This window comes from Methanotorris igneus Kol 5 (genome assembly GCF_000214415.1).
Lineage (GTDB): Archaea > AGJL01 > Methanococci > Methanococcales > Methanococcaceae > Methanotorris > Methanotorris igneus.
Genome location: NC_015562.1, coordinates 780424 through 797813, shown reverse-complemented (window position 1 = coordinate 797813; position 17390 = coordinate 780424). Strand labels below are relative to the sequence as shown.

Sequence of the window (17390 nt, the reverse complement as noted above, 5' to 3'; positions counted from 1 at the left end):
AGAAAAAATTAATTAAAAAATAATTAAATCACTTCTTTCAAAATCTTAGGAATGTCTGATATCTTTTTAGCGACATAAGCTCCTGCTTCTTCCAATGCTTTCATTTTACTTTCTGCTGTTCCTTTACCTCCCTCAATAATAGCCCCTGCGTGTCCCATTCTTTTACCCTCTGGTGCTGACTGCCCTGCTATATAACCAATAACTGGTTTTTTCATTTTTTTGATATATTCTGCTGCAATCTCCTCTGCACTTCCCCCAATTTCTCCAATCATAACAACTGCATCAGTTTCTTTATCTTTTTCAAACATTTCCAATATTTCAACATATCTAAGTCCCGTTACTGGGTCTCCACCAATTCCAACACATGTTGACTGCCCAAAGCCAGCATTGGTTATTTGACTTGCTATCTCATATGTTAAAGTTCCACTTCTTGAAACCATTCCTACGCTTCCCTCTTTTAATATGCTCATTGGGATTATCCCCAATTTACCGACCTTAGGGGATGCAATCCCTGGAGTGTTAGGTCCTATAATCTTCGCCCCAACACTCTCAGCATAGTCAACAATATCTATTGCATCATGCACTGGAATGTGTTCTGTTATAATAACTATCAAATCCAAACCAGCATCTATTGCCTCATAAGCAGCATCCTTTGCAAATGGTGCTGGGACAAAAATTACTGATGCGTTTGCATCGTGCTCATCAACTGCCTCACAAACGGTGTCATAAACAGGCACTCCATGAACTTCCATTCCTCCCTTACCGGGTGTAACTCCTGCTACTATGTTTGTCCCACATTCGAGCATTTTCTTTGTGTGGAAACTCCCCTGCTTTCCTGTAATCCCCTGCACTACTGCTCTTGTATTTTCATCCAAAAGTATCATAATATCACCAATAAAAAATAGTTTTTTCTCAAAAATAAGATGTTAAAAATAATATTTAAATGCAACGCAAACATTAAAATAATATTATTGAGTATGTAATAAAAAAGTGGATGATGACAGTTACCCCCACTGACCTTTGTGGGATGAAGAAACCAGCACTGTCTGACAAAATTAAAAAATTAATTTAAAAAAATAAATCTTTTAGTTTAAAAATATATCAAAAATTATTTTAAGGTACAATTAGATTAATAATTTTCTTTATTATTGCAATGGTATATTGAATTAACTTTTTTTATTTTGTTCTTATTCTACAATTACGGTTGCGTTTGTAGCATTAAATGACAAGTAGAAGTTCCCTGATCCAGATTCATGGGAAATTGTATATTTAATTGGATTTTCGATATTGTTTGCTATGAGAGTTACTTTTTTGCATTTAAGCGTACGATTGGTTCCATCTATTAACAACGTAATGGAATTACCTCTTTTCCACCTAAATATTATTTTAGTTGCCTTTCCTGAAAATGATTCTCCCTCGCCAATATATATTATGTTACCATCATTTTTATCAATTAACCCTTTTCTATTCTCTTTCTTATACAATTTGTATATGTGCCCGTTAATATCATAAATTGTAAGTTCATTATTTCTTTCGGAACTTGTTGAATTAATGTTAATGTTCTTTGCATATACGGTGTGAGATCTTATTTGAACATCATTTTGGTTATTATCAGTAGTTGTAATTGGTACTGGAGAACTAAAGGCAACCATTGAAATGTTTTTAAACTCTTTTACCTCACTTCCACTGCCAATATTTGGATTACTTATTTGGGTTGCTACAACGGTTCCCCCAACCACAACGCCTAAAAGAAGAAGAATTAACTCAAGGGTAAGTTGACCTCTTTTCATGATAATCACCAAAATATTTTTATACCAAAAACTTTTCAAAATAAACATTATAAACATTGAGAACTCCAATTAAAATATATAGTTATATCTCTATATTATATAATTTATATTTTGCATTACCCATATATATAATTTTTTATTTTAAATATTTATAAACCCAAATTAATTTTTTATTTAAAATTTTAAATATTGTATAATGGGTATGACTGCAAGTGACAATACAGTAGTTATAAAGCAACATGATGCAACCAACTTAACATCTAACTCATAGAGCGTAGATAAAACCAAAGTCATCAATGCAGATGGCATGGCGCTCTCAATAATAAGGACTTTTTTTTCTAATCCACTTATTAAAAATACCTCAGACAATGAATACGCTGTGGCTGGAGAAACACCAAACCTAAATAAAGACACCAACATTCCATAAAAAATCCCAAATTTTGCTGCTGATGGAGACAAAGACAGACCAAGAGAGAGCATAATTAATGGTATGGTTGCACTTGATAAGTATTCAAGCGTTTTTATTATAAATGAAGGAAAATAATCCAACTCTACCCCAAAAAATACCAAAATTATTGTAAAAATTCCAGTTATTAGTGGGGGAAATCTTAAGAGTTCTTTTAATATATTCCCCGAATTTTTCCCAAACTTTATCCCAACATAGGTTCCAAATAACATGGTTGCAAAAACTCCCCCCATATCGCAAAATATTGCTCTTGCTAATCCATCATCCCCATAAAGTCCATACGCTATAGGATAACCCAAAAATCCCGTATTTCCAAGCATACAAACAAGAATAAACCCACCCAATGATTTATTATTCAACTTTAAAAACGATTTCCCAACAAAATAAGCCAAAATTCCACAAATTAAATCAGTTATGATTATTGCAAATGGCAATTTTAAGAATTCAAATAAATCGGATGAGGATACCTTTGTCATTATTGTAAGGAATATCGTTGCGGGCATTGTTATATAAACAACAATGTTGTTTAATGCAATCCTATCGGTTTCTTTTAACAATTTTAAATATTTTAACAGATAACCAATCAATATCAAATTCATTACAATAATTATTACATCCATCTAAATCCCCCAAGAAACTTTTAAAAAAGCAAAATAAAATTTAATTCCCTTTGTAAAAAATAGTAGGTGGATATTATTTATTATTTTATTATTTTTTGAGTAAATGGCCTTTTTCATCTATTATCTTTTCTCTTATTCGTGTTGTTGATATGGGTTTTCCATCTTCTGCAAGAACATAATCATAAACATAAATCTTTAAAGGCTTTAATCCTTTTTTTATCCTAATTTCATTTATCTTTTCAGCAGTTTTTTTGGTTTCGGGCGATACTACAATGGCATCATAATCCTCTTCTGTGGCATCCCCGTAGGGATTATCAATAACTTTCAACTCATAATCAATATTATTTTCCTCTAAAAATTTTTTTAAGTTCTCTATTCTTATATTTAATGGATTTATCTCGTGTTTTTTATATTTTTTTGCAAATTCATCACTTGTAATTCCAATAAACAATTTTCCTAATTTTGAAGCAAAGATTATGAGTTTTTTATGCCCTTCATGTAAAATATCGAACGTTCCTCCAACAACAACTTTATTTGGCATATTATCACTTAATTTGTTTATTTAAATATTTTATAAAATCTTCAATGTGTGTTATTTTGCATTTGTCCCCTTCTTGCAAAATACTGTTTAAATAGGATTTTAAATATTCGTAAGCAAAAATATCTTCTTTTTTGTCATATAATATAAGTTTGAAAGTTATTCTTTTGTTATTTAGGTTATTCGTTAGCAAAGACAATAAAAGCAATGATTCCATTAATTTTTCTCTATATTCTGATTTTATAAATTCTTTTGCAATCTCCACACTTATTTTAAATTTTTTCGATTTATTGTAAAGTGTATTCTTTAAATTGGTTATCTCCATCAAAATAAAAGAGTTATCTTTAACATCCAACATATCAACAGTTCTTAACTGAGACCAACAACCTTTCCCAATTTCATCAAAATTTATAAATTCTTTTGGTAAGTTTTTTAATGACTCATGTTCTTTTGAGAAATTATTGGTTTTGAAATCATTAAGGTTTATATTATTATTTATTCTCATATTAGTCCTCCATCTCTAGCTCTTCTCTAACTACAATATCAAAATAGTCCTCTGTTAAAGATTTCATAATTTCATTCAATTCCTTATAATCACCCTTACTTTTTCCATAGGATGTTAGAGTTTTTTCATTAAGTTTTAAATGCAGAAATGAACAATTTTTGATATCCATTTTTTTAGTGTTTATCAGATATTCCACATATCTAACAATCTCTGGACTATGCGTTGAAATAACAACATAAACTCCAGAGTTTGCCAAATCTTTCAATAAATCAACGAGTTTAAACCTTAATGATGGATGTAAATGTACCTCTGGTTCTTCGAGTATTAAAACTGAGCCCTTAGTTATTAAATTTCTCTCTATTAACATCTGAATAATACCAAATATCTTTATACCATATGCAACTAAATTTATGTGAAACTCTTTATCTCCCCTTTTATACACAAATCCTTTTCCCATTTCATATTCAAATTTACCTCCAATAATATTTTCAATTTTTTTGTAAATGTCTATTAATTCAATTTTTTCTGCTTTTCCCACGTTTCTTATATCTCTTAAAATATCCCAATAAATGTCTGGAATTCCATAGTTATTTGGATAATATTCCCTATATGTCGCAATTCCTTTTTCTAAATCTAAAAGAATCGGCGATGAAATAAAATTTGCCCATCCTGCTTTCAAAATCAATTCATCCTTATCAGTTTTAATCTCATCTTTATCTTTTGGTATTTTTATTGTATACACTTCATCTTTAGTTATTATTTTAATGATTCCTTCATTAGAATTAGAAAATTTATTAACAATATTCCCTAAATTTTTTTGTTGGAATATCCATTTTAGCTTATTTTGGAGACCTTCTCTGTTTCTTTTTATTAGTTTATAAGACAAACCTAAACCCAAAAGAAAGAGTACTATAGCACCAACTAAATCTGATTCTTCAAGAAGTTTATTTACTTCTTCCTTTTTTATATTTGATTTTTTTAGTATGTCTTCCAATACTTTATCTAATTCACTTATATTGAAACCATGTGAGTTTAAAATTCCATAAATACATTTTAAAATAAACGATTTTCCTGTTTGATTTACGCCAGCAATTAGTGTAAATGGTTTTAATTCCAATTCTACATTTTCTATGCATCCAATATTATAAAATTCAAATTTCATGATCCCACGTCAAAATTTTAAATTGAAATTGAATCAAAAAAATAAAAAAGAGAATTTTAATTATAGTTTTTTATTTCTAATTGCTTCAAGGATAATCTTCTGCTCTGTTCTTGCAACAACCTTTCTAATTGTGTCAACAGCATCTATATTTGCAGAGACGCTTGTTATTCCCCATTCTACCAACTTCTCAACAATGTGTGGTCTGCTTCCTGCTTGTCCACAGATTGAGGTCTTGACCCCATGTTTCTTACATGTTTTTATAACATACTCAATTAACTTCATCACTGCTGGATGATGCTCCATATAATATTTTGAGACCAACTCGTTGTTTCTGTCTATTGCAATGGTGTATTGGGTTAAGTCATTTGTTCCCAAACTTACGAAGTCGATACCTTCTTTTATAAACTCTTCAATAATCAACGCTGCTGCTGGTGTCTCAACCATTATACCAAATTCTATGTCTTTTCCTAACTCTAAACCAACTTCTCTTGCAATTTCTTTGACTTTTCTAACTTCATCTGGGTGTGTAACAAGTGGAATCATAATGTTTATGTTTTTGTAACCTTCTTCTCTCAATTTTTTAATTGCCTTTAACTCACACTTCAATATTTCTGGCTCATCCAAACTTCTTCTTATTCCTCTCCAACCCAACATTGGGTTGTGTTCTATTGGCTCGTCTTCTCCTCCTTTTAATCCCCTAAACTCATCTGTTGGAGCATCTAATGTTCTGTAAGTTACTGGTTTTGGATAGAAAGCATCTGCAACTTTTCTTATACCTTCTGCAAATACTTCAACTAATGCATCTTCTCCTTGCTCTTCTAATATCTTCTTTGGGTGTACTCCAGTTCCAAGTATCATGTGTTCTGCTCTTAAAAGCCCAACACCATCTGCTCCTGTTGCTGCTGCCCTCTCTGCAACTTCTGGCATACTTACGTTTACTTTAACTTCAGTGGCGGTGATTATTGGCACTTCTTGGATGACTGTTGTTGCTGTTACGACTTCTTTTTTCTCTTCTTTTTTCTTAAGCTCTCCTTCATAGACAATTCCTTTCTCCCCATCAACAGTAATAATCATACCATCTTTAAGCACTTTTGTTGCTTCTTTTGTCCCTACAACACAAGGAATTCCTAATTCCCTTGAGATAATTGCAGCGTGGCAGGTTAACCCACCATCATCAGTAACAATCGCACTTGCCCTTCTCATTGCTGGAACCATATCAGGAGTTGTCATCTTTGTAACTAAAACATCTCCATCCTCAACTTTTCCAATTTCATTTATATCGAAGATAACCTTAACTTTTCCAGATGCAATTCCTGGAGACGCTCCAATACCCTTAACGAGGATTTTTCCTTCGAATTCTTCTGCTTTTTCTTCTTTTTTCTCCCCTTCTCCAAGTGTTGTTATAGGTCTTGCTTGGAGCATGTATATTTTCCCCTTCTCAATTGCCCACTCAATGTCCATTGGCATTCCATAGTGTTTCTCTATGTTCATTCCAGTTTTTGCCAATTCTTTTATTTCATTTTCTTCTAAAACTTGCTTCTCTTTCAAATCTTCTGGTGTTGGAACTTCTTTAGTTTCTCCATTTTCATCTTTTATAAACATAGTGTCTTTTCTTGCTATGTGCTTGTCTATAACTTCTAATGTGGTCTTATCGACGATGTATGTATCTGGGCTAACAGTCCCACTTACGACCCCCTCTCCTAATCCCCAAGCTGCCTCAATGACCAATTGGTTGTAGTCCTTGTTTATTGGGTTTACCGTAAACATTACCCCTGCCTTATCGGCATTTACCATCTTTTGCACTACAGCAGCAAGAGCTACTTCAAAGTGGTCAAAGCCTTTCTCTTCCCTATAGAATATTGCCCTTGGGGTGAATAATGATGAGAAACATTTTTGGACGTATTTAACAACATTGTCTGCCCCTTTAACGTTTAAGAATGTTTCTTGCTGTCCAGCAAAACTTGCTTCAGGTAAATCTTCAGCGGTTGCTGAACTTCTTACAGCAACGAAAACCTCCTCTTCCCCACTAATTTCACACAATTTGTTGTATGATTCAATAATTGCCAACTTCAAATCCTCTGGCATTTCAACACTTTCAATTAACTTTCTTATTTCTTCTGATGCTTTGATTAACTTGTCGGTGTCGTTGATGTCAAGCCCACTTAATAATTTTCTTATTTTATCTTGCAGTCCGGTCTCTTTAATAAAGTGTCTGTATGCATCTGCAGTAACCACAAATGCTGGTGGAACTGGCAAGCCAGCGTTCCACATTTCTCCTAATGAAGCTCCTTTTCCTCCTGCTATGCTAACATCCTTATTTGAGAGTTCATCTAACCACGCGATTAGTTTCATATAGTATCCCTACCTGAGAGTTTTTGTTATTATGGTTAATCATTTCTTCAAGTTTTATATATATTTTTTGTGCCTAATTTAATCGGATTTCTCGAATTTATTATTTTATCATTTTGACATTTTTTGTAAAGTTCGTTATAAATTTTTGGCAATTGTTATTTTTATTTTTAGTTAATTTATAAATCTAAATATATAAATATATAAAATATTATAAAATGTAAAAATCATTTAGGGATAATGAAAATTAATTTGAAAATTAAATTAAAAACAAAAAAGATAAAAAATAATAAAATATTGATTTTATTGTTTAATTAATTCTTTCCCTTTTTCAATTACTATTTTACATGAAACAGGGAGTTTCATTGCACATCTTCTTAAAGCTTCTTTTGCATCGTTGACTTTGTCAGGGTCTACCCAAACTGTTATGACTGGCTGGTTCTTTCTTACTCTCGCTGCTGTTCCAATTGGTTTACCAAATGCTAACCTCATTCCATCTGAAATCCTATCTGCTCCAGCTCCACATGCCATTTTGTGCTCTCTTAAAACTTGGTGTGGGTAAACTCTAATTTGGAATCTGTATCCCATTCTACCGCATTTTTTCATCAAGTATTTGTTTCCTGCGACCCTTGCAGCTTCTAAGGCATTGTGTCTTATTTGGACAGGTTCCTTAACAACTAAGCTCATTTGTATAGGGAAGTCTCTTCTTGGATCTCCCATTATGTAGTGGACGATTTTTGGTTGTGGAACCCCTCTTATGTATTCTTTTCTTGTGTATGGTGGTTTATCTACACCTCTGTAGCATTTACCTGGTCTCAATGCCATAATCATTCCTCCATACTTTTGTTACGTGTTTACTATTAAAGTTATGATTTTATTTAAATTTAATGTATCTCAAATGTCAAACTCCTAATCGCCATCATTATTAATTTTTTGATATATAAATCTTTCTTTTGTCGAAATAAATATAAACGGCAAAACATAGTTTTGCCGTATATCATTTCCGCACACGACTATATTTGACCACTGTTAGTTATTTTAACATAACAAATTTTTTAAAGGGCAACAAATTATTAGTTATAATTCAAAGTATAAAGTCTATTTGTACTTTTAATTTCATTATGGATTGTAGTTATCGAACGAAGGTTTGAGTATAGTTGTGTGCGGAATAGTTGAATAACGTAGTTATTCAACTTCCCTGCAACCGAAGGTTGCAGTGGATTTTTGAAATTATCCATACATTAATGAATTTCAAATGGTAGTTATTCTTCTTTAAAATTTGAAATAATCCCTAAATTTTCCAAAAATTTATTTAATAGGTATATTTAAATTCTAACGCACACAACTATAATGTCCACTGCAACCTATAGCTGCAGGGAAGTTGAATAATCATAAATTATTCAACTAAAACCTAAGGTTTTCATCTAATTTATAACACAAACGGCTATAGTTGGTTATTGATGATCTTGTATGCAATTTCTTTTGCCGCTTCTCTTTTCTCATGTAAGTCCTTTAAAAACTCAACAATTTTCTCATAGCAGTATTTTTTACATTTTCCACAGGTTAGTTCTCCTTTTTTACATTTTTCATAGATTTCTAAGAGTTCTTTGTCATCTTTTATTAAATGGTATGCATAGAGTTCATAAACCACACATTCTTCTGGAATACCACCAAGTTTTTTATGTTCCTCTAATGTTGATCTTCCTCCTGTTTTGCATGACATGATTTTCTTCTTAACACTCTTCTCATCATCTGTTAAGAATATAGCAGTGTCTGGTTTTGATGAACTCATCTTTCCTCCTAAGAGTCCCGTCATGAACCTGTGGTATGTTGAGGATGGTGGGATGAATTTGTATTCCTTTGCCCTATTTGCAATGTCTCTTGTTAATCTTATGTGTGGGTCCTGGTCAATACCAACTGGCACAACAACAGGAATTCCCCTACTTGTTTTTAGGTCGTCCTCCAACTGCGGATGCAATATGTCTGCAACCTGAATTAAAGGAGCAAATAAGTGTCCAATATTTGTCTCTCCACCAAACCCATAAATTGCCCTCATCTCACTTAAATTTGTTCTTTTTGATAGTATATATGCTAAATCCTTAACTTTGTTGTATTTTGATTGTAAGTAAACATTTATCTTCTCTGGATCTAATCCAAGTGCAATGTAGTTTGTTATATATTCCTCAACCGCAAGTTTTTTTGTGGTTTCAAAGTCCATACCCCTTGCTGCATACGCTTCCATATCTGCTATCGGAATGTGGATCTCTGCGTTATAATCCTGATAGTAGAGGAGTTGGTCAACAATCATCTTATGCCCAAAGTGCATTCTACCAGATGGCATCATTCCACTAACAACGGCAAATTTCTTTTTATTTTTCATTGCGTCAATGATTCTTTCAAAATCCCTATGCCCAAAAATAATCCCTCTTCTCATTAGGTAGTGGGGATTTTCAATGTTCTTAATGATTTCATTTATGGGCTTTATCCCAAAGTTTTCCATAGTTTTTTTGTAGTCGATGTTATCTGAGACATCCCATGGAGTTATCAACGTTCCACCTCTAATTAATTTTTAATCTAAAAAAGGTGTGTTTTATTGGTTATAGGAATATAGAAAAATATTATCAATGGAAATACTATAAGGAGAGATGCCAAGCAAAGTGATAACAGTTATAAAGCAATTTACGAGGCATCACCGAGCGAAACGGGTATAGTTGCGCATTAGGAATGATTATTTGCTTTCAACAAGATTGTTTTTGAATATTTTTTAACTTATGTAATTATTGTGTTTCATCAAACGTCTAAAAAATTTATTTTGGTTATGGTTGTTTGATATACGGTAAAACGTTTTGCCATTATATTTATGCATTAATGAATTTCTAAGATAACATTTATCCATCTTTAAAATTTGAAATAAGGTATAAATCTTTAAGAATTTACAACAATTACGGCAAAACTTTCAGTTTTGCCAAATAATATATCTAAGAGGCATTGCTGAGCGAAGCGAAGCAATGCATCCGATTTGGATGAAACCTTTTTTAAAGGTTTCTTATATATCTTCAGGCAATTTTGCAGCAATGTCATGGTGTTCAGCAAGACCTAAGGCAGCAACTGCCCCAATAATTCCGCCTTCACCATTAACTTTAATAATTCTTATGTCATTTTGCATTGCAACTGCTCTCGCGTCCTCTATTGAAACCAATTCCCTCTTTGCTCTCAAAGTAAATAACTTCATACTCTTTGATGGGGTTATCCCATAGTATATTGCCATAGCAGTATCATCAGACAAACTCTTTTCCTTTAACTCTTTTTTTATTAAATCATCAATTTTGTATTTATATTTAGGATAAACAGCAAAGGTTAAAGCAATAGAGACACAATTTTGTGTTTTGTTTGGATTTCCTGGATAGAGTTGAACAATTGTATGGTCCATATAATACCCATAACCCTTCTTTTCAACGACCTTACCAATTTCATTAGCTAAAACCCATGTGGCTCCTTCCTCTTTTGTATCAGTATCATCTATCCCAACAATAACCTTTTCCATTTTTGGTGTTATAACTTCTGCTTTTCCTAATTTTGAACCTCCACCCTTTTGGTGGATTATTACATCAACTACGTTCTCTGCCTTCTTTCTCATCTCCGCCCCTACTCCAGCTCCAGCTAATCCAGCATGGACTATGTGGACATTATCACCCTTTAAAAACACTTCCTCAATACCAGCGGCAGATAGTGAGGGAATTAAATTTAACTCTGCTTTTCCAATCTTTGTGACAAAATGGTGCTTATTTCCCTCTCTCCATGCTGAGACAATTAAGGGAGATGTTCTTTGATACTGATAGACGACCCACTCTGCTCCATTTGGGCAGGGATGTTCTTCAACTAATTCCACTAAGTTGAGTCCTTTATCAACCATTGCAACAATCCTTTTATAATACAAATCCTCCATAAAAATCACCATCGACCTTAACGTTCTTCTAAATACCTCATAAGCTCTAAATAATTATCATTACCAGTTTTTGCTATGGCATAGTTTAGAATTGCAAATTCTAATTGTCTTTCAACATCTTCGAGGTCTTTCTTTAAAGTTTCAATTTTATGGTATATATCCCATCTTGAAGATTCATCTAAACTAATTTCAATACTTTTAAATTTTTTAAAAAGTTTTTTAATTTCATTATAATTTGAAATATTTATATTTTTATTCAACTTATCTAAAAGTTTTTCAGTTATCTCAATGTCTTTTGCTAAGTTCTTAAGTTTAATGTCCAATTCTTCAAAATCTTCAAGGATACTTTCGAGTATTCCAATTTCATCACGGATTTTTACGTATTTAACAAGCAGTTCTTTTAGTTTGTCCTTTTCTTCAAAATCCTTATCTTTTAGTATAATTAGCTCTGCTATTTTTTTAAGGTCCATCTCTTCCATGATTTCCCTCGTAATCAGGGCTTAACATGCCTTATATTAACGAGGGCCCCATGTTTAGCCTTTTTCATTTCCAAACCGCTCATCAATGCTCTGCCAACACCAACAACTTCATCATCCTTTATTAAAATAACCTCATCATTAACAGATATATTCTCATTGCAGTCCTTAAATCCTGGAGCAAATAAACTTCCTTTTCTTATGTCATAGTTGACTTCTACATATAAAGAATCTTTTCTACTCAACTCCCAAAGTAATTCTCCACCTTGCAAAGTTAAGACAAATAGACCATTATTTTCATTTAATGAGCAAATTTGAACTAATTTTCCATCTTTGTTTATGAGGAATCTTTTATTAGGTCTTTCTTTTATAACAACATCGTTTGGAATAAAATTGACTCCAAACTGGAACTTTGCCAATTGTTGGTAGTTGTGTATTTTTTGCTCTTTCTTTTTTAGGTTTATATTATGTTCCTCTTTTATTTTTTTGAGAGTTTCTTTTAAGCTATTCAGGGATTCATCTGAGAGTGGATTTCCATCAACTGCAGTATTTATGTAATCATCTAAATCCAAAATCTCCAAATAATGTTCTGGTAAGTGGGAGATAATTATAGCATCCCCAAATTTCTCTTTAACCTTTTTTATGTAGTTTTTTAGACATTCATTTATAAACTCTACTTCTTCATTACTCCATTCCCCAGTTACTGGGATATCGTAATTAACAACGCCCTCCAATGCCCTTGGCACTAAACCATAAGGAGATGTTAATATAACTTCCTCTACAACCATTTTAGATGAGTTTATTGCATTTATAAAGAATTTGTGTGATTTGGATGTAGAATAGGGCTTTTTTGATGAGCATGGAAGGAGAACAACGACATTTGTAAATGGCTCATAGTTCTTAGCTCTTTCAATGTATTTTTTAACCTCTGGGATTCTTGTTTCATCTATACAAACGATAATCTTTTTGCCTTTTGATAATGGGATGTTCCTTAAATCTGGATTGTATCTTCTGTAATTTGCCCTTAAATGTGGGTGGGATATTACTGTTTCCTCTACCAAATTCCTTAAACACCCTTCTTTTATACAGTATCTTACTTCCTCCAAAACCTCGTCTATTATTTTTTTGTTGTGTGCGTAGAGTGTTTCAAAATCATCGTTGGATTTAATTAGGCGATTTTTTGTAAATTTATAGCCAAGGGATGCGTAATATTTTGCAGAGATGTCATCAAAATAATCAACACCCATATAAACAAGAAGTGGTATTTCATAAGGTAATGCAGATGGGAAATATATGCCTGAATTCGGAGAGATTTTTTCCCTTATTTTTGGAATGATTAAGAGTTCTTTTCTTTCAATTAACCTCCTGCTATCTGCTATTATATACAAATCAACGTCCTCTATCTTTAACAAATCAACATGCTTCCCAACATTTATAATTTGGTAGGTTATCTCCTCATCTTTGTATGTTGTTTTTTCAACAAATGATGATTCAAAAATCCCCACAATCTCTTTTGGAGTATCAAACGGCATTTTTATTGTTGGTGTTTTTATCTCAATATCTATTAGGTTGGGAGTTAATACTCCACTTTTATCTTTGCAAACTCTTCCTATATCATAAGCTATGGGTTCAAGCATTTTACCACTTTATTTTTTGTTTTTGAGGATATTAATAATTTCATCATCAACGGGTTTCATTGCATGTCCTATTCTACTTATATTTTTGACACATTCTTCAAAGGTTTTTCCAACAATACCATTATTTGGAGGAACTTCTGCAAATAAAGAACTATAAACCGCAAAGCATCCAGAGGCAAGTTTTAATGCACATCCGATTTTTCCTCCATCACATATAATGCCCACTAAATTTGCTGTGAAGCTTTTTACTGCCTCTGTTATTTTATTTGTATCATTTCCGTGGATGTAATAGCATAACCCACACAAAGCTCCTAAACCTCCTCTATTCACACACCCACACATTGAGGAGATGTAGGATGAGTGGTAGGTTGCATAGATTGTTACCAGTGCAGATAAGGTTAGGGATTTTATTAATCTTTCAATATCTTTGCCTTTATTTATTTCATGATATGCAATAATTGGCATCGTTGCCATTATACCCATATTCCCACTACCTGCAATTGCCATCGCTGGTTTGTTAGTTCCTTTCATCCTCTCATAGCATGCTGATGTAGTTTTTTCTACAATATACGAAAGCTCATCATTCCCAAGTTTTAAATATTCACTCTTTGCAAGTTCTTTATTTGTTTCTATTGTTTCTAATATTATGTCCTCAACTTCTTTTGGGATGTCTTCAATATATTCCAAAAAATCAGATAAACCCAACGATTTAAATGCATTTTTTAATTCTTCATCCTCTTCTTTTGTATTTAAATGACTACCTTTTATTACAGTTGATTTTGTCTCTCCATTTTTGGTTTTTATTACAACTTTGCAGTATATGTCTCCATCAACAACATCAATTTTTAACCTGTCTTTTATATAACCTTCCAATTCTTTGCTGTATTCTATCCCATCAAAAATTAGCAATCTTTTCTCCGCATCTCCTAATAACCCACCAACAACCGCTGGCAAAATTCCAAAACCATTTGTGTTTGGCACTCCAACAGAGAATGCGTTTTTAAATGTCCCCTTGTCGAGAGTTAAATTTATCTTTTCTATCTCATAAGGATTCTCTGGTTTGCATAGAGCAATAGTATAACCAATTAATCCCACTTCTGTACATCCAAGAGCTTTAACAATTTCTTTCTTTAAAATTTTTGTCATTAATTCTTTTTTGTCCATAAGGGACACCAATACTTTTTATGCTTTAAAAATTTCTCAAAAATACAAGCTCTATTTTAAATTCTTCAATTGTGAAGATGTAAAAAGTTTTATCAAGAAAATATCTCATATCGCTAATTAAAAAGGTTTCATTTAAGAAGGATGCATTACTTCACTTCGTTTGCATTTATCTCTTCCCCAATTCCTCAACCATAAGCAATGCACAATATTCTCCACAAATACTACATGCCTTTTCATCTACTGAAGGAATCTCTTCTCTCATCTTCTTAGGTTTTTCTTTGTCAATAGCCAACTCAAACTGCTTTTCCCAATCGTGGTTTTTCCTTGCATGTGCCATTGCAATTTCTTTTTCCCATGCTTTCGCATTTCCTTTTGCAACATCTGCTGCCTGAGCGGCAATTTTTGCTGCTATAACTCCCTCTTTAACATCCTCCTCAGTCATTATCCTAACATGCTCAGAAGGGGTTACATAGCACAAGAAATTAGCTCCGAAATATGCTGCAAAAGCTCCTCCTATTGCTGAAGTAATGTGATCATATCCTGGAGCCAAATCAGTAACAATTGGCCCCAAAACATAGAATGGGGCATTTCTGCAGATGCTCTTTTGTATCTTTATGTTTGCATCAATATTGTTTAGTGGCACATGTCCTGGTCCTTCAACCATGCATTGAACGCCTCTTTCTCTGCATCTATCAACCAATTCCCCTAATATAATGAGTTCGTGGATTTGTGCCCTATCGGTATTATCTGCCAAGCATCCCGGTCTCATACCATCTCCTAAACTTATGGTCACGTCATATTCTTTGAGTATATCCAACAAATAATCAAAGTTCTTATAGAGTGGATTTTCTTCTCCATGATATAGTATGTAGGCGGTTAAAAATGATCCTCCTCTGCTAACAACACCCATTATTCTGCCACTTTTTTTAAGCGTCTCTACGCTCTCCTTTGTTATTCCACAATGCAAGGTCATAAAGTCAACGCCTTCTTTTGCCTGCCTTTCTATAACATTGAATATTAAATCCTCATCCATATCTACAACTCTACCATACTTTTTCTTTGCCTCAACACCAACCTCATAAATTGGCACTGTTCCAATTGGTAAGTTTGTTGCTTCCATTATTGCCTTTCTAATTTTTTTCAAGTCTCCTCCAGTGCTTAAGTCCATTATTGCATCTGCCCCATACTTTTCGGCAATCTTTGCCTTTCTAACTTCCAAATCAATATCCACGAAATCTGGGGAAGTCCCTATATTTGCATTTATCTTTGTCCTTAACCCTTCTCCAATACCTACTGGTTTTGTGTCTCTGTTTATGTTTTTTGGAATGACAACATATCCCTTTGCAATCAATCTTCTCAATTTATCAGCTTCTATACCTTCTTCCTTTGCGACGAATTCCATTTCTTTTGTGATTATACCGTTTTTAGCATCGATCATTTGTGTCATAATTATCACTTCCAATAATCCCTATGAAAAATCAAGAAAATGAACCAAAAACCCATAAACGGCAAAAAATAAAAATTTTCTATCTCTTACCACTATCCCTAAATTAAATATATAAATCTAACTTATAAAAACATTGGCAATATTATTTTTATACCCTTAATATAACCTAATTCTCATTATATATTTAAATATTTACATATATGAATTATCCTTATCACCTTTTTAATCATTATTAAAGTAATTAAAAAAAACAAAACTTAACATTTAATTTTGATACATATGCTATATGATTATTTTACAATGGTTATTCCTAAGCATGGAGTGGTAAAATGTGGAACTTAGAAACTGAAAGAATCATTAACGAGATAGAAAAAAGAAATGCAAAAAGAATTTTATTCCAAGCTCCAGAAGGATTAAAGAAGGATGTTGAGAAAGAGATTGAGAAAATAAAAAAATATTTTGATGAGAAGGGAAAAAGTTTGGAGTTGATGATTTGGGGAGGAACGTGCTTTGGTGGTTGTGATTTGGTTGATAATGAAGTTAAACATTTAGGAATTGATTTGATTATCCACTATGGGCATGAGGAGTTAGAATATGCAAAACCTTCAATCCCAACGATTTTTGTCCCAGTTTATCATATTTTTGATGAAGAAGAGAAAAATGAAATACTAAAAGATATTGAGGATATTATAAAAGAGAAAAACATCACCACTGTAGCAACAACAATCCAATACAAAGAACTTCTAAAAAAATACAACCCTACCATTATATTGGGATGTAGAGCAGAAATAAATAAAGAAGGCAATGTTTTATTTGTTGGAACTGGGAGGTTTCATCCGCTGATGATTGCATACAAAATAAAAAAGTCAGTAACTATTTACAACCCAGCAACAAGGGAAATTTCGTCCATTGAAGAGGATGAGATAAACAAATTGATTAAGAGGAGAATTGGCATAATCTCAAAGTTGGTGATAAATCCCCCAAAGAAAATTGGTATCGTTTTATCTACAAAAAAAGGACAATGTAGAAAGAAAATCTTTGAATATGTGAAGGATTTATTAAAAAATGCTGGTATTGATTATATATCGATTGTTGTAAATAGTCTATCTCCCCAATCCTTAATTTATGATGTTGATGCGTATGTAATAGTTGCATGTCCGAGAATTGTGATGGATGATTCTGCTCTATATGACAAACCAATACTAACTCCAAAGGAGTTAGAAATGCTAATAAAGGGAGAATTTGAGTATGTATTTGATGAAATAAAGAAAGAGGATTTTGAGGGATAGT

15 protein-coding genes are annotated in these 17390 nt (G+C 32.6%); 1 reads left to right on the top strand and 14 read right to left on the bottom strand.

Annotated elements, in window-relative coordinates; translation table 11 throughout:
* Positions 1-23 precede the first annotated feature (23 nt).
* The 14 genes from sucD to thiC all read right to left on the bottom strand — a co-directional run bounded on the left by sucD (position 24) and on the right by thiC (position 16100).
* On the bottom strand, positions 24-884 hold the full coding sequence (gene sucD / locus METIG_RS03845; RefSeq protein ID WP_013798928.1) for a succinate--CoA ligase subunit alpha: 861 nt from the start codon (positions 882-884) through the stop codon (positions 24-26).
* Positions 885-1187: 303 nt separating this feature from the next.
* On the bottom strand, positions 1188-1790 hold the full coding sequence (locus METIG_RS03840) for a class III signal peptide-containing protein (RefSeq protein WP_048055522.1): 603 nt from the start codon (positions 1788-1790) through the stop codon (positions 1188-1190).
* 174 nt (positions 1791-1964) lie between these two features.
* Positions 1965-2876, bottom strand: a complete 912-nt coding sequence (locus METIG_RS03835) for an AEC family transporter (RefSeq protein WP_013798926.1) — start codon at positions 2874-2876, stop codon at positions 1965-1967.
* 88 nt (positions 2877-2964) lie between these two features.
* The gene (locus METIG_RS03830) at positions 2965-3417 is read right to left on the bottom strand and encodes a phosphopantetheine adenylyltransferase (RefSeq protein ID WP_013798925.1); all 453 of its coding nucleotides are present in this window, start codon (positions 3415-3417) and stop codon (positions 2965-2967) included.
* A gap of 4 nt (positions 3418-3421) precedes the next feature.
* Complete coding sequence (locus tag METIG_RS03825) at positions 3422-3919, bottom strand: hypothetical protein (protein WP_013798924.1); 498 nt, start codon at positions 3917-3919, stop codon at positions 3422-3424.
* A gap of 1 nt (position 3920) precedes the next feature.
* Positions 3921-5081 carry an ATP-binding protein gene (locus tag METIG_RS03820; protein WP_013798923.1) on the bottom strand — a complete coding sequence of 387 codons (1161 nt, stop codon included), beginning with the start codon at positions 5079-5081 and terminating at the stop codon, positions 3921-3923.
* Positions 5082-5141: 60 nt separating this feature from the next.
* Complete coding sequence (gene ppsA / locus METIG_RS03815) at positions 5142-7433, bottom strand: phosphoenolpyruvate synthase (RefSeq protein WP_013798922.1); 2292 nt, start codon at positions 7431-7433, stop codon at positions 5142-5144.
* Positions 7434-7733: 300 nt separating this feature from the next.
* Complete coding sequence (gene rplJ / locus METIG_RS03810; protein ID WP_013798921.1) at positions 7734-8255, bottom strand: 50S ribosomal protein L16; 522 nt, start codon at positions 8253-8255, stop codon at positions 7734-7736.
* A 619-nt stretch (positions 8256-8874) separates the two neighbouring features.
* The gene (locus METIG_RS03805) at positions 8875-9978 is read right to left on the bottom strand and encodes a tryptophan--tRNA ligase (protein WP_013798920.1); all 1104 of its coding nucleotides are present in this window, start codon (positions 9976-9978) and stop codon (positions 8875-8877) included.
* A 498-nt stretch (positions 9979-10476) separates the two neighbouring features.
* Positions 10477-11376, bottom strand: coding sequence for a methanogenesis marker protein 11 (gene mmp11, locus METIG_RS03800; protein WP_013798919.1), 900 nt, complete (start codon positions 11374-11376; stop codon positions 10477-10479).
* 17 nt (positions 11377-11393) lie between these two features.
* Positions 11394-11855, bottom strand: a complete 462-nt coding sequence (locus METIG_RS03795) for a hypothetical protein (protein WP_013798918.1) — start codon at positions 11853-11855, stop codon at positions 11394-11396.
* Positions 11856-11869: 14 nt separating this feature from the next.
* Complete coding sequence (gene arcS, locus METIG_RS03790) at positions 11870-13489, bottom strand: archaeosine synthase subunit alpha (protein ID WP_013798917.1); 1620 nt, start codon at positions 13487-13489, stop codon at positions 11870-11872.
* A 9-nt stretch (positions 13490-13498) separates the two neighbouring features.
* Complete coding sequence (locus tag METIG_RS03785; RefSeq protein ID WP_013798916.1) at positions 13499-14653, bottom strand: L-serine ammonia-lyase, iron-sulfur-dependent, subunit alpha; 1155 nt, start codon at positions 14651-14653, stop codon at positions 13499-13501.
* A 166-nt stretch (positions 14654-14819) separates the two neighbouring features.
* Complete coding sequence (gene thiC, locus METIG_RS03780; protein WP_013798915.1) at positions 14820-16100, bottom strand: phosphomethylpyrimidine synthase; 1281 nt, start codon at positions 16098-16100, stop codon at positions 14820-14822.
* A gap of 329 nt (positions 16101-16429) precedes the next feature.
* On the opposite strand from thiC, the gene dph2 reads away from it, so the two are divergent.
* Complete coding sequence (gene dph2, locus METIG_RS03775; RefSeq protein ID WP_013798914.1) at positions 16430-17389, top strand: diphthamide biosynthesis enzyme Dph2; 960 nt, start codon at positions 16430-16432, stop codon at positions 17387-17389.
* The last annotated feature ends 1 nt before the right edge of the window (position 17390 follow it).